The organism is Streptomyces sp. 8K308, from assembly GCF_004348315.1.
Lineage (GTDB): Bacteria > Actinomycetota > Actinomycetes > Streptomycetales > Streptomycetaceae > Streptomyces.
This window is the reverse complement of the sequence record NZ_SMKC01000035.1, coordinates 22,856-36,226: the sequence shown is the minus strand read 5'-3', so window position 1 is coordinate 36,226 and position 13,371 is coordinate 22,856. Positions and strand designations below refer to the sequence as shown.

Here is a 13,371-nt window from a genome sequence, read left to right as displayed (position 1 = left end):
GATGGGGGACGGGCGCGGCCGGCCGGTGGCCGGTGGTGTGGTTCAGCGGAGGAAGGCGGCGGCGACTCCGGCGTCGACGGGGATGTGGAGTCCTGTGGTGTGGGTGAGGTTGCCGCCGGTCAGGGCGAAGACGGCGTTGGCGACGTGTTCGGGGAGTACTTCGCGTTTGAGCAGGGTGCGTTGTGCGTAGTATTCGCCGAGTTTCTCTTCTGGGACGCCGTAGACGGCGGCGCGTTGGGCGCCCCAGCCGCCGGCGAAGATGCCGGAGCCGCGGACGACTCCGTCGGGGTTGATGCCGTTGACGCGGATGCCGTGTTCGCCGAGTTCCGCGGCGAGGAGTCTCACCTGGTGTGCCTGGTCGGCTTTGGTGGCGCCGTAGGCGATGTTGTTGGGGCCGGCGAACACGCCGTTCTTGGAGGAGATGTAGACGATGTCGCCGCCGAGTCCTTGCTTGATCATTGTCCGGGCGGCTTCGCGTGAGACGAGGAACGAACCGCGGGCCATGATGGCGTGTTGGCGGTCCCAGTCCTCGGCGGTGGTGTCCAGGAGTGGCTTGGAGATGGAGATGCCGGCGTTGTTGACCACGAGGTCGACGCCGCCGAAGGTGAGCAGGGCGGCGCGGAAGGCGGCCGTGATCTGGTCCTCGGCAGTGACGTCCATCTCGACCGGCACGGCTCGGTCGGGGCCGCCGAGTTCCTGGGCCACCCCGGCGGCGGCGGTCGTGTCGCGGTCGGCGACCACGACGCAGGCGCCCTCGGCCACCAGACGGTGCGCGATCGCCCGGCCGATGCCCGAGCCGCCGCCGGTCACCAGCGCGATCCTGGACGCCAGTGGCTTGGGCGGCGGCATCCGCCGCAGCTTGGCCTCCTCCAGCTCCCAGTACTCGATCCGGAACTTCTCCGACTCCTCGATGGGCGCGTAGGTGGAGACCGCCTCGGCGCCCCGCATCACGTTGATGGCGTTGACATAGAACTCGCCCGCCACCCGCGCGGTCTGCTTGTCCTTGCCGAAGGAGAACATGCCCACCCCCGGCACCAGCACGATGGCCGGGTCCGCGCCGCGCATGGCGGGTGAGTCGGGTGTCGCGTGCCGCTCGTAGTAGGCCCGGTACTCCTTGCGGTACTCGGCGTGCAGCTCCTCAAGCCGCGCCACCGCCCGCTGAAGCGGCACATCCGCCGGCAGGTCAAGCACCAACGGCCGCACCTTGGTCCGCAGGAAATGATCAGGGCAGGAGGTACCCAGCCGGGAAAGCCGCGGATGCTCCGCCCTGGCCAGGAAGTCGAGCACCACCGCAGAGTCCGTGAAATGCCCCACCTGCGGCCGATCGACCGAGGCCAACGCCCGGATCGTCGGCGCCAGTTCGGCCGCCCGCGCCCGACGCGCCCCCTCCGGCAGCGCCTCGAAACCCTCCACCACCGGCCCGAACGGCTCCGGCCTACCCCGCTCGGCCAAAAACGCCTCAGCGGTCTGGATGATGTGCAGCGAGTTCCGCTCACACTCCTCGCTGGTCGCACCCCACGCCGTGATGCCATGACCGCCGAGCACACACCCGATGGCCTCCGGATGCGCCTTCTGGACCGCGGCGATGTCCAGACCGAGCTGGAAACCCGGCCGCCGCCACGGCACCCAGACCACCCGCTCGCCGAAACACTGCCTGGTCAGCTCCTCACCATCCGCCGCACACGCCAACGCGATACCGGAATCCGGATGCAGATGATCGACGTGAGCCGCCTCCACCAGACCATGCATGGCCGTGTCGATGGACGGCGCCGCCCCACCCCTGCCATGCAGACAGAAGTCGAACGCGGCAACCATCTCATCCTCACGCTCCACCCCCGGAAAAACCTCCCGCAACGCCCGCAACCGGTCCAGGCGCAGCGCGGCAAGCCCCTCCGGCCTGAGGGTGCCGAGATCACCCCCCGACCCCTTCACCCACACCAACTCCACATCCCCACCCGTCACCGGATCGGTCACGACACCCTTGGCCGAGGTGTTCCCACCGGCATAGTTCGTGTTACGCGGATCGGCTCCGAGCCGGTGGGAGCGGGCGAGCAACCCCTCGACCTCAGGCGGCAGACCCACGTCGTCCTTCTTCGATGCGTTCATCATGCTCCTCACGCCCCCCAACCGGCCTGCTCGCCGCCGACGCGCTCGGCGACGATACGTTCCGCCCACCCCGACGCGCGGTAGGCCGCGATCGGGTCGGGGTCCAGGCCCTGCTCCTCACGCACCTCGGCCAACAGCGGCCGAACATCCGTGTTGAAGGCGTCCATCAACACCGCGTTGGCGCCCAACACGTCACCGGCCGCCTGCGCGGCGGCCAGCGCCTCCCGGTCCACGAGCAGCGCCTTGGCCGTCGCCTCCTGGACATTCATCACCGACCGGATGATCGCCGGGATCTTGGGCTCGATGTTGTGACACTGATCCAACATGAACGCCACCTCGGGCGTGAACCCGCCCCCGCGCACCACCTCGTACATGATGCGGAACAACTGGAACGGATCAGCCGCCCCGACCATCAGGTCATCATCCGCGTAGAAGCGGGAGTTGAAGTCGAACCCCCCCAGCTTCCCCTCACGCAGCAACACCGCCACGATGAACTCGATGTTCGTACCCGGCGCGTGATGCCCGGTATCCACCACCACCCGCGCCTTCGGACCGAGACGCAGACAGTGCGCGTACGACGTCCCCCAGTCGGGCACGTCCGTGGTGTAGAACGCGGGCTCGAAGAACTTGTACTCCAACAGCATCCGCTGCTGATCACCCAGCCGCTCGTACACCGCGGCCAGCGCCTCCGCCAACCGATCCTGCCGAGCCCTGATGTCATCCTGCCCCGGATAGTTGGTCCCATCGGCGAACCACAGCTTCAGATCCCGAGAACCGGTGGCGTCCATGATGTCGACGCACTCCAGAAGATGGTCCAGCGCCTTACGGCGCACCACGGCGTCCGGATGACAGACGCTGCCCAGCCGGTAGTCGTCGTCCTGGAAGACGTTGGAGTTGATGGCACCAAGCCGCAGCCCCCGCTCCTTCGCGTACGCGGCCAGCGCGCCATAGTCATCCACCCGATCCCAGGGGATGTGCAACGCCACGGACGGCGCCACACCCGTGAAACGGTGCACCTGAGCCGCGTCGTCCAACTTCTCACGCGGGCTGCGCGGCACACCCCCCTGCGCGAACACCTTGAAACGGGTACCGGAGTTTCCATAGGCCCACGACGGGGTCTCGATTGACTGCGAGGTCAGTGCCGCCTTGACGGCGGATCGGGCGGTCATGCGATCAGGGCTCCCGGGGTGTGAACACATGATATGAATCGTTTCACTAGGCCCCCCGACGCTAAGAGTGGTCGGCGATCGCTGTCAAGGGAGCGGATCATGATCGGTGCGCCGCGCGCCGTCGGTCGGGCCGGGGGCGAACTGGGGATCTTGACGCTCGGTGGCGGCCGTGACTAGCTTCCCCGCAGTCGAGTGATCCTTTCAGTCCCCGTGCGGGCCGTGGTCGCGCCCACGTCCCCGTGGCGGGCGGGGCGTACGTCAGAGAGGCGGGCAGCCATGTCGCAGCGGGTCTGTTTTCTGCTCAAGGTCAGGGCCGACCGGATCGAGGAGTACCGGGAGCGGCACGCGGCCGTCTGGCCCGAGATGCTGGACGCGCTCTCCGTCACGGGCTGGCGCAACTACTCGCTGTTTTTGCGCGAGGACGGGCTGCTGGTGGGGTATCTGGAGACCGAGGACTTCGCCGCCGCCCAGGAGGCGATGGCCGCCACCGACGTCAACGCTCGTTGGCAGGCCGAGATGGCGGAGTTCTTCGAGTCCCTGGACGGCGCTCGGCCGGACGAGGCGATGAAGCCGCTGACCGAGGTCTTCCACCTGGCCTGAACCGGGCCTGACGGGGATGACCTCGCCCGTGCCGCGCGATGCATACGATGGCCGGGCGTGACTGGCGCGTAACGAGATGAACGGGGCACGGCACATGGCGCACACGGTGGGGATCAAGGAAGTCGCCCGGCAGGCCGGGGTGTCGGTGGGGACGGTCTCCAACGTGATCAACCGCCCCCACATGGTCGCCGAGGAGACCCGCGAGCGCGTTCAGAGCGCCATCGTCGAGCTCGGCTACGTGCGCAGCGAGTCCGCTCGTCAACTGCGCGCCGGCCAGAGCCGGATCATCGCCCTGCTGGTGCTCGACATGGCCAACCCCTTCTTCGTGGACGTGGCCTCGGGCGCCGAGCGGGTGGCGCGCGCGGCCACGCTCGGCGTGATGCTCTGCAACAGTGCCCAGAGCACCTCGGAGGAGTCCGACTACCTCTCCCTCTTCGCCGAGCAGCGGGTGCGCGGCGTGCTGCTCACCCCGGCCGACATGTCCGGGCGTAACCTGGCTGACTTCCGCCGCCACGGCATCCCGTTCGTGCTGGTCGACCGCGTGCTGTCGAGCGCCGAGGGCTGCTCGGTCTCGGTGGACGACGTGCTCGGCGGCACGCTGGCGGTACGCCACCTGCTCGCCCAGGGGCACACCTCGGTGGCCTACGTCAGCGGCCCGATGGCGCTCCAGCAGTGCCAGGACCGGATGGCGGGCGCGGTGGCCGCGCTGGCCGAGGCGGGACTGCCCAGGGAGGCGCTGCGCCACGTGGAGGCCGAGCGGCTCGACGTGGCGGCCGGGCGGGACGCCGGGGGCCGGCTGCTGAGGATGGCGGACCGGTCGACGGCGGTGTTCTGCGCGAACGACCTGCTGGCCCTCGGCGTGCTCCAGGCGCTGTTCGCGGCCGGCGTCCGGGTGCCCGACGAGGTGGCGCTGGTCGGCTACGACGACATCGAGTTCGCCGCGGCCGCGGCCGTGCCGCTCACGTCGGTGCGTCAGCCGGCCGTGCGGATGGGGCGGCAGGCCGCCGAGTTGCTCCTCGAGGAGACGGGGGAGAGCGCAGGGCTCCACCGCCACCAGCGCATCGTTCTGGAGCCCGAGCTGATCGTGCGCGAGTCCAGCATGGTCGCGCGGCGCCGGGCGGTCGGAGCCTCGTAGCGTTGGACCATGAGCGATTCCTTCCGCACCCGGGTCCTGCGCGTCGCCACCGGCTCCCGGGAGACCGTCGTCGACCTCACCCGTGACTGCGAGGCGTTCCTCGCCGAGTCGGCCGAGGGCGCCGACGGCCTGTTGAACGTGTTCGTGCCGCACGCGACGGCCGGGGTGGCCGTCCTGGAGACGGGCGCCGGCAGCGACGACGACCTGTTGGCCGCGCTGCGCGAACTGCTGCCGGCCGACGACCGCTGGCGCCACCGGCACGGCTCCCGCGGCCACGGTCGGGACCATGTGCTGCCGGCCCTGGTGGCCCCGCACACCACCCTGCCGGTGATCGGCGGCCGGCTGCGGCTCGGGACCTGGCAGTCGGTCTGCCTGGTCGACACCAACGTCGACAACGCCGAGCGCCAGGTCAGGCTCAGCTTCCTCGGCTGAGCCGGTGGGCGGCGGGGTCCTGACATGACAGGGCCCGAGGCGCCGCACGCGGTGAGCTCAACCGCGGGGCGTCTCGGGCCTTCTGCGTCGCCGGGGGAGGCCGCTCGCCGGCCCGTCCGCTCAGCCGACGGGGGAACCGGGGCGCTGCGGGGTGATGCCCACCTCGGCCATGTAGGTCGACAGCACGAGCTTGCCGACCGCCGGGTAGGCGCCCAGCGGCTCGGCCGCCGCGCAGCCGGCCTCCTCGGCCGCGGCGGCCAGCAGACCGTCCGGGACCTCGGGGCCGATCAGGCAGGGGGCCAGCGCGAGCTGCTGCGAGCCGGCCTCGGTGAGCCGGGCCGCCGTGTCGGCGACCGAGCCTTCCTCGTCGAGGGCCGCGGCGAGCACTGGCACGGCGAGCCGCGCGGAGAGCAGCATCCCGGTGATGCCGGCCGCCTGCACCGCATCCTCGCCCCCCACCGTGACCAGCACGATGCCGTCGGCCGCCGTGGCGACCGTGAACAGCCGGGCCCGGTCGGCGCGGGCGAGGCCCGCCTCCGACAACCGCACGTGCACCGCCTCGGCGAGCAGCGGGTGCGGACCGAGGACGTCGGTGAGCCCCGCGCCGGAGCCACTGCTCAACACCGCCTGCCGTATGACCCGCAGATGGGCGCTGTCCGGGCTGGCAAGCAGCGGGACCACGACCGGCGCCGGCCGCTCGGCGTCGTCCAGGTCGCCACCGGCCTCGGCCGCGATCCGCGCCAACACCTGCTGCAGGGACGGGAACTCCTCGTCCTGACTCTCGGCGAAGCCGATCCGGGCGTCGAGCCCGGGCAGCTCGGAGCGCGCGATGCTCACCACCTCCTCGGCCAGCGAGAGGCTGGCGGCGGAGGGCGTGCCGGGCACGGCGAGCACCAGCGTCGGGGCGCCTTCCGGTGCGGACGCGGGCTCCGGGCGGCGGTGACGTCCCGGCTGACGGGGACGCGGCATTCGTACGGGGAGGCCGTGTTCCGGCCCAGTGGGGGAGCTCATGTCGCCGCATGTTAATGCCTTGACGTGCTGGGCAGTTCGCCAGGGGGGATCGGGTCACCTTCCATCCCGTTTTGTCCCGCGCGTCGGTGTGAGCCCGCTTCGCCGCCGCGTTACCGCGCCGCCACCCGGCCGTCGTGGGCCGGCGTGTCGTGCAGGACGAGCAACCCGGGCTCCTCGGGCAGCCCGAGCTCGCCGACGGCGGCCCGCGCCGCCAGGGTGAGCGCGCCCCGCAGCGGGTCGCCAGCCGCCGGGACGAGCGCGGCCTCGGGCAGCCTCGCCGCCAACTCCTCCCGCAGCGGCCGCAGCAGCGGCTCGCCGAGCCGCAACAGGCCGCCGGTGAGGGCGATGCGTGGCTCGGCGGTCGGCGGGCAGACGGCGGCGGCGCTGATGGCGATCTCGCCCGCGGCCTCCCGCAGGATGGCCGTCGCGACCTGGTCGGCCGGCTCCGCGGCCGCGCACCTGGCGACCTCGGGCGCGAACGAGGCCAGCCATGCTGGCCGGTCGGAGCGCGGATACACCAGACCCGGCAGGCCGGTGGCGGGCCCGAAGACGGCCTCGGCCCTGGCGAGCAGTGCCGCGGAGCCCCCGGCGCGTCCGTCGTGCGCGCGCAGGGCCGCGGTCAGCCCGGCCCGGCCGATCCAGGAGCCGCCGCCGCAGTCGCCGAGCAGATGGCCCCAGCCGTCCGCCCGCCGCCAGCGGTGCCCGTCGAGGCCCAGGGCGATCAGCCCGGTGCCGGCGGCCACCACGGCGCCCGGCCGCCCGCCGAGCGCCCCCACGTACCCCGTCACCACGTCGGCCGCGAGCACGGTCCGACGCACCCCGAGCCCGGCAGCCAGTGCCCCGGGCAACTCGGCGCGCAGCCGCCCGCCGAGGGTGGCCATCCCGGCGGCGCCCACGCAGACGGCCGCCACGTCCGAGCCGCCCGCCTCGGCCAGCAACTCCCGGGCAATGGGCAGCAGTCGGGAGACCAGCCGGCCGGCGTCGATGCCGCCGCCGTCCGTCGGCACCGGCTCGTCGGACGCCACCACGCGGCCCGGCTCGGCCGCCGCCCCCAAGGCCGCCGTCCCGGCCAGCGCCACGCGCAGCCCGGAGCCACCGGAATCCACCCCCAGCACGAACCGGGGACCGGCCGCCGGGCCCTCGGTCACGGCAGCTTCCAGTCCACCGGCGCGGCGCCCTGCTCCTCGAGCAGCGTGTTGACGCGGCTGAAGGGGCGGGAGCCGAAGAACCCGCGGTCGGCCGACATGGGGGAGGGGTGGGCCGACTCCACCGTCGGAACCGGGCCGAGCATCGGCCGCAGCCCCCGGGCGTCCCGCCCCCACAGGACGGCCACCAGCGGCCTGCCCCGGGCGGCCAGCGCCCTGATGGCCTGCTCGGTGACTTCCTCCCAGCCCTTGCCGCGATGGGCCCCGGGCCGGCGCGGCGCCGTCGTCAGCGCCCTGTTGAGCAGGAGCACGCCCTGGTCCGTCCAGGGCGTCAGGTCGCCGGTGGACGGCCGGGGCAGCCCAAGGTCGGTGTTGAGCTCCCGGTAGATGTTCTCCAGCGAGCCGGGCAGCGGGCGGACGTCGGGGGCGACCGAGAAGCTGAGCCCCACCGCGTGGCCCGGCGTGGGATAGGGGTCCTGACCCACGATCAGGACCCGGACCTCCTGGAAGGGCTGCTGAAAGGCTCTCAGGACGTTGGTCCCCGCGGGCAGATAGGTGCGCCCGGCGGCGATCTCGGCGCGCAGGAAGTCGCCCATGGCGGCGATCCGGTCGGCCACCGGGGCCAGGGCCTCGGCCCAGCCGGGCTCGATGATCTCGTTCAATGGTCGTGCTGCCACGGTCCGTCACCCTACTGGCCCCGCTGGGCCCCGGTCTCCCCGATGCGGGTAACCGGACACCCCACGGCCCTCGTCTCCACCGGCCGATCCGCCCGGGACCGCCGATCCGACGTTCGCCGCCGGACGAGGCCAGTGTGTACCAGGGCACTGACAGCGCGTGTCCGGCGACCGCCGGGCGCGCCGGCCAGCGGGCGGTCAGGCGGCCCTGTGGTACTGCGCCGGCCGGTGGCCGGGATCCGTGCCCAACTCGCGTGCCGCCCGCCTCGCCCAGTACGGCTCGCGGAGCAACTGGCGGCCGAAGAACACCGCGTCAGCCTCGCCGCTCGCCAGAATCTTCTCGGCCTGCGCCGGCTCGGTGATCAGCCCTACGGCGGCCGTCGGCATCCCGGTCTCCGCCCGCACGCGGGCGGCGAACGGCACCTGGTACCCGGGACCGGTCGGTATCCGCACGTTCGATGCGTTGCCGCCCGAGGACACGTCGAGCACGTCCACCCCGTGGGCCCGCAGGTCGGCGGCGAACCGCACCGTGTCGTCCGCGGTCCAGCCGTTCTCGGCCAGCCAGTCGGTGGCCGAGATTCGGAAGAACAGCGGCAGCCGCTCGGGCCACACCGCCCGCACCGCGTCGACCACCTCGAGCGCGAAGCGGGTGCGGCCGGCGAAGTCGCCGCCGTAGGCGTCGGTGCGCCGGTTGCTGTGCGGGGAGAGGAACTCGCCGATCAGATAGCCGTGCGCGCCGTGGATCTCGGCCACCTGGAAGCCGGCGTCCAGCGCCCGCCGGGCGGCCGCCGCGAACTGGGCCGTGACCTCGCCTATCCGCTCGACGGTCAGCTCCGTCGGCACCGGGCTGTCCTCGCTGAACGCCAGCGGGCTCGGCCCGACCGGCCGCCAGCCGCCCGCCTCGGGCCCCAGCGCTCCGCCGCCCCGCCAGGGACGGTCGGTCGACGCCTTGCGTCCCGCGTGGGCAAGTTGGACACCAGCGGTCGAACCCTGCCCGGTCACGAACGAGGCGATCCCGCGCAGCCTCTCGGCCTGCCGGTCGTTCCAGAGCCCGAGGTCGGCCGGGCTGATCCTGCCCTCCGGGCTGACCGCGGTGGCCTCGACCAGGATCAGCCCGGCGCCGCCCACCGCCCGCGATCCGTAGTGGGTGAGGTGCCAGTCGTTGACGGCGCCGGTGTCCGGCCCCGAGGTGGCCGCCGAGTACTGGCACATGGGCGACATCCAGACCCGGTTTGGGACGGTCAGGGATCTCAGTGTCCAGGGCTCGAACAGCGCGCTCATGCGACGTCCTCCACAGTCGGCCGGCCCGGCGGGTCCGGCGGCGAGATGCCACTCAATAATTCGAGAGGCATCGTACTACTGGGTGGTCGGTCGCGGGGGGACCTCTCGTACAATCGCCCGTATGACCCCGAGCAGCCCAGGCGCCGCCGGCCGCGATCTTCCGCACCCGGCGCGCCAGCAGATCCGGCTCGAGGAGGTGCTGCACGCGCTCGCCGACCCGGTGAGGCTCGCCGTGGTGAGTCGGCTGGCCGCGGGGGACGAGGAGCTCGCGTGCTCCGTCTTCGAGGTGCCGGTGAGCAAGTCCACCAGCACCCACCACTTCCGCGTGCTGCGTGAGAGCGGCGTCATCCGGCAGGTCTACCGCGGCACCGCCAAGATGAACGCGCTGCGCCGAGCCGACCTGGACGCCCGCTTCCCCGGCCTGCTCGACGCGGTGCTCGCCGCCGCCCGCCACGAGCGGCAGCCGGCCGTCGCGCGCTAGGTGTTCTGTCCTGCCGATCCTGCCGGGCCCGCGACTCCCCGGGCCTGGTGGCCTGGGTGGGGGTGCCCCCTGCCCGAAGTGCTCGGGGGAGTGCCCCCGAACGCGGCACCTCGCCGCGTTACCCCGCGCCTCGCGGCCCCGAAATGCCGCTCCGCGGCGTGGGGCATGTCGGCGCTGCGCGCGTACGGCCACGTATGAGCTGCGTTGCCGCCGATGTACGGCTCCGCCACGTGGGGCGCCGTGAGCGAGGCGAATGGGGGCACTCCCCCGAGCACTCCGTGCAGGGGGCACCCCCACCCGGACGAAGTCTGGGGAAGCACCGCACCGGACGCCGCGGGCTGATCCGACAAGATCGACAGGACAGGACCTAGCCGCCGACCGCCGGCGCCCGGCGTCAGCGCATGGCCTCCATCCGGTCGATCTCCACGCTCTGCTCGGCCATCACGTCGTTCGCCAGCTGCTGGGCCAGCCCGTCGTTCCCCTGAGTGAGCGCGTCCGTCGCCATCGTCACCGCGCCCTGGTGGTGGGCGATCATCAGGTCGAGGAAGAGCGCGTCGAAGTCGGCCCCCTCGGCGGCCTCCAACGCCTCCAGCTGCTCCGCTGTCGCCATCCCGGGCATGGCGCCGGCGCCGTGGCCACCGTGCCCCTCCCGGTCCTCGTCCGCCGCGGCCCCCGCGTTGCGCGTCAGCCAGGCCTCCATCGCCGCGATCTCGCCGTTCTGCGCCGCGGTGATGCGGTCGGCGAGGCGCCGCACCGACTCCTCGCGGGTCCGGTCGTCGACGAGTTCCGCCATGACCAGGGCCTGTTCGTGGTGCTCGATCATCATCCGCATGAAGCGGAAGTCCGCGGCGTTGGGTTCGGAGCCCTCCTGAGCCGCCTCGCGCGCCTCCTCTGGCGAGATCGTCCTGGCCGGTTCCCCTGGCCCGGCCGGAGCGATCACCTGCTGTGTCTCGGCGTCGGCGTCGGCCGCCGGCTCGGCCTCACCGGTACAGCCGGCCGCCAGCGTGAGGACCGCGGCGGCGGCCAGAGCGACGAGCAGGGGGCGGCGACGGTCCTTCAACTCTCCTCCTGAAGTACGCGGATGACAGTTTGATTACCCATTTTGATATGTACATGGGCCGGCGGATACTGAGGGATCACGTTCCGCCCGACCGGAGCGGAACACGCGGATTCGAGGGAGGACGCGTGACATCGTTGCACACAACCCGGGTGCGACGCAGGCGGCTTGGCACACTCGCCGCCGTCTCCGGCCTGGTGGCCGCGCTCTTCGTGGCGAGCCCGGCCTCGGCCACCCCGGACCCCGGGGACGGCTCGGTCCCCGGGGAGGAGGTCTCACAGAGCGAGCGGGCCGAGGTCAGGGCCGCCATAGCCGAGGGCGAGATACCCGGCGTCGGCGAGATAGCGCACAGCGACAACATCACGCCGGTCGCCCACGTCCCCCACGCCTCCGGGCTCGCGGGAACCAACTCCGACATCGCCTTCCAGGGCCGGTACGCCTTCGCCGGCAACTACGACGGCTTCGTCGTCTACGACATCAGCCGCCCCTCCTCGCCGAGGATCGTGAGCCAGGTGCTCTGCCCCGGTGGCCAGGGTGACGTCGCGGTCAGCGGCGACCTGCTGGTCCTGGCCGTCGACTCCTCGCGCAGCGACGACTCCTGCAACAGCGTCCCCCAGTCCGCGGCCGTCGCGGAGTCCTGGGAGGGCATCAGGATCTTCGACATCAGCGACAAGCGGAATCCGGAGTACGTGGCCGCCGTCGAGACCTCCTGCGGCTCGCACACCCAGACCCTGGTGCCGGACCGGCGCGACCTCTACGTCTACGTCTCCTCCTACTCGCCGAGCGCGTCCTTCCCCGACTGCCAGCCGCCGCACGACGGCATCTCCATCGTCCGCGTGCCCCGCGACGCGCCAGAGCGGGCCGAACTCTCGTCCTTCGACGTGCTCTTCCCCGACGGCGGCTTCCCCGGTGACGAGTCGGGCTCCGCCACCAGCGGCTGCCACGACATCACCGCCTACCCGGCGCTCGACCTGGCCGCCGGCGCGTGCATGGGCGACGGCATACTGATGGACATCTCCGATCCGGCCCGGCCCTACATCATCGACCAGGTGCAGGACACCGAGCACTTCGCGTTCTGGCACTCGGCCACCTTCAGCCAGGACGGCTCCAAGGTGGTGTTCACCGACGAACTCGGCGGCGGTAGCGGCGCGATGTGCACCCCCGAGACCGGCGACGAGTTCGGTGCCGACGGCATCTACCACATCACCGGCCGCGGCGACAACCGTCAACTGGTCTTCCAAAGCTACTACAAGATGCCGCGCGACCAGGCTGACACCGAGAACTGCGTGGCACACAACGGCTCGCTGATCCCGGCGCGGGGCCGCGACATCATGGTCCAGGCGTGGTACCAGGGCGGCATCTCGATCTGGGACTTCACCGACTCGAGGAACCCGCGCGAGATCGGCTACTTCGAGCGCGGACCGCTCACCGAGGACGTGTTGTCCTTCGGCGGCTCCTGGTCCGCCTACTACTACAACGGCTACATCTACTCCAACGACCAGGAGGGCCTCGACGTCCTGCGGATCGACGACCCGCGCACCGACAGCGCCGAGCGCGTCCGGCTCTCGGAGCTCAACGTCCAGACCCAGCCCAGCTACCGCGGAGTCAACTGACGTGGTCGTGACGTCCCGCCGGGCGGTCCTCCGCCCGGCGGGACGCCCAACTCCCAGTCGAGCCCGTAACGCTCGAACAACTCCCCGCGCAACCGCTCGAGCGGCATGGCCGCGCCCGGCAGCAGCTGTGCCACCACCGCGCCCATCAACAGCGCCCGCAGCATCGGATAGTCGGTGTCCGGATCCCGGGAGCCGTAACCGACCACGGTCTGCCGCAGCAGTGCCGCCAGCCGCTGCTGCTCGGCGCACTGGACGAACTGGTCCTGCTGGAGCAGCCCGGCCATGTGGGCCCGCATCAACACCGGCCGATCCCGGGCCAGTCCCAGGATCGCGTCGATCGCCCGCGCCAGCAGCTCCTCGCCGGAGCGCGGACCGGTCGGGGCCGGCGGCCGCTCCAGGGCCTCGCTGAGGGTCAGGTGCATCAACCGGCGGACGGCGGTCTGCACCAACTCCCGCTTCCCGGGGAAGTAGTACGAGATGAGGCCGCGCGCCGAGCCGGCCCGATCGGCGATGTCGCCCAGGGTGGTCGCCTCGTATCCACGCTCGGACACCAGCTCCACGGTCGCCTGGAGCAGCCGCTCCCGGGAGCGGCGCCGCATATCCGCATTGACCGAGGCGCTGCGAGGGGACATGCTTTACTCCCGATGACTGGCTAACGGCCAGTATA

13 protein-coding genes are annotated in these 13,371 nt (G+C 72.0%); 5 read left to right on the top strand and 8 right to left on the bottom strand.

Annotated features, from left to right (window positions below):
* Positions 1 to 42 precede the first annotated feature (42 nt).
* Complete coding sequence (locus E1265_RS08180) at positions 43 to 2,106, bottom strand: bifunctional aldolase/short-chain dehydrogenase (RefSeq protein WP_207931001.1); 2,064 nt, start codon at positions 2,104 to 2,106, stop codon at positions 43 to 45.
* An 8-nt stretch (positions 2,107 to 2,114) separates the two neighbouring features.
* A complete protein-coding gene (gene rhaI / locus E1265_RS08175) occupies positions 2,115 to 3,275 on the bottom strand; it encodes an L-rhamnose isomerase (protein WP_132929570.1) in 1,161 nt (386 codons plus the stop codon).
* A 276-nt stretch (positions 3,276 to 3,551) separates the two neighbouring features.
* On the opposite strand from rhaI, the gene E1265_RS08170 reads away from it, so the two are divergent.
* The 3 genes from E1265_RS08170 to E1265_RS08160 all read left to right on the top strand — a co-directional run bounded on the left by E1265_RS08170 (position 3,552) and on the right by E1265_RS08160 (position 5,442).
* Positions 3,552 to 3,875: an L-rhamnose mutarotase gene (locus E1265_RS08170; protein WP_132929569.1), complete on the top strand. Its 324-nt coding sequence runs from the start codon at positions 3,552 to 3,554 to the stop codon at positions 3,873 to 3,875.
* Positions 3,876 to 3,969: 94 nt separating this feature from the next.
* Complete coding sequence (locus E1265_RS08165) at positions 3,970 to 5,010, top strand: LacI family DNA-binding transcriptional regulator (RefSeq protein WP_132929568.1); 1,041 nt, start codon at positions 3,970 to 3,972, stop codon at positions 5,008 to 5,010.
* A gap of 9 nt (positions 5,011 to 5,019) precedes the next feature.
* Positions 5,020 to 5,442 carry a secondary thiamine-phosphate synthase enzyme YjbQ gene (locus tag E1265_RS08160; protein ID WP_132929567.1) on the top strand — a complete coding sequence of 141 codons (423 nt, stop codon included), beginning with the start codon at positions 5,020 to 5,022 and terminating at the stop codon, positions 5,440 to 5,442.
* Between the two features lie 120 nt (positions 5,443 to 5,562).
* On the opposite strand, the gene E1265_RS08155 is transcribed toward E1265_RS08160, so the two are convergent.
* The 4 genes from E1265_RS08155 to E1265_RS08140 form a co-directional block, all read right to left on the bottom strand.
* Positions 5,563 to 6,453, bottom strand: coding sequence for a hypothetical protein (locus E1265_RS08155; protein ID WP_132929566.1), 891 nt, complete (start codon positions 6,451 to 6,453; stop codon positions 5,563 to 5,565).
* A 110-nt stretch (positions 6,454 to 6,563) separates the two neighbouring features.
* Positions 6,564 to 7,601: a BadF/BadG/BcrA/BcrD ATPase family protein gene (locus E1265_RS08150; RefSeq protein ID WP_243740612.1), complete on the bottom strand. Its 1,038-nt coding sequence runs from the start codon at positions 7,599 to 7,601 to the stop codon at positions 6,564 to 6,566.
* Positions 7,598 to 8,275: a uracil-DNA glycosylase gene (locus tag E1265_RS08145; RefSeq protein ID WP_132929565.1), complete on the bottom strand. Its 678-nt coding sequence runs from the start codon at positions 8,273 to 8,275 to the stop codon at positions 7,598 to 7,600. The genes E1265_RS08150 and E1265_RS08145 overlap by 4 nt, the downstream gene beginning before the upstream one ends.
* A gap of 195 nt (positions 8,276 to 8,470) precedes the next feature.
* A complete protein-coding gene (locus tag E1265_RS08140) occupies positions 8,471 to 9,553 on the bottom strand; it encodes an NADH:flavin oxidoreductase/NADH oxidase (protein WP_132929564.1) in 1,083 nt (360 codons plus the stop codon).
* A gap of 121 nt (positions 9,554 to 9,674) precedes the next feature.
* Between E1265_RS08140 and E1265_RS08135 the strand changes: the two genes are divergently transcribed.
* The gene (locus E1265_RS08135; protein ID WP_132929563.1) at positions 9,675 to 10,034 is read left to right on the top strand and encodes a helix-turn-helix transcriptional regulator; all 360 of its coding nucleotides are present in this window, start codon (positions 9,675 to 9,677) and stop codon (positions 10,032 to 10,034) included.
* A 394-nt stretch (positions 10,035 to 10,428) separates the two neighbouring features.
* On the opposite strand, the gene E1265_RS08130 is transcribed toward E1265_RS08135, so the two are convergent.
* Positions 10,429 to 11,094, bottom strand: coding sequence for a DUF305 domain-containing protein (locus E1265_RS08130; protein WP_243740611.1), 666 nt, complete (start codon positions 11,092 to 11,094; stop codon positions 10,429 to 10,431).
* A gap of 125 nt (positions 11,095 to 11,219) precedes the next feature.
* Between E1265_RS08130 and E1265_RS08125 the strand changes: the two genes are divergently transcribed.
* Positions 11,220 to 12,704: a hypothetical protein gene (locus tag E1265_RS08125; RefSeq protein WP_243740610.1), complete on the top strand. Its 1,485-nt coding sequence runs from the start codon at positions 11,220 to 11,222 to the stop codon at positions 12,702 to 12,704.
* Here the strand turns inward: E1265_RS08125 and E1265_RS08120 are convergent.
* The gene (locus E1265_RS08120; protein WP_132929562.1) at positions 12,686 to 13,336 is read right to left on the bottom strand and encodes a TetR/AcrR family transcriptional regulator; all 651 of its coding nucleotides are present in this window, start codon (positions 13,334 to 13,336) and stop codon (positions 12,686 to 12,688) included. The two genes, E1265_RS08125 and E1265_RS08120, sit on opposite strands and share 19 nt — an antisense overlap.
* Positions 13,337 to 13,371: the final 35 nt, after the last annotated feature.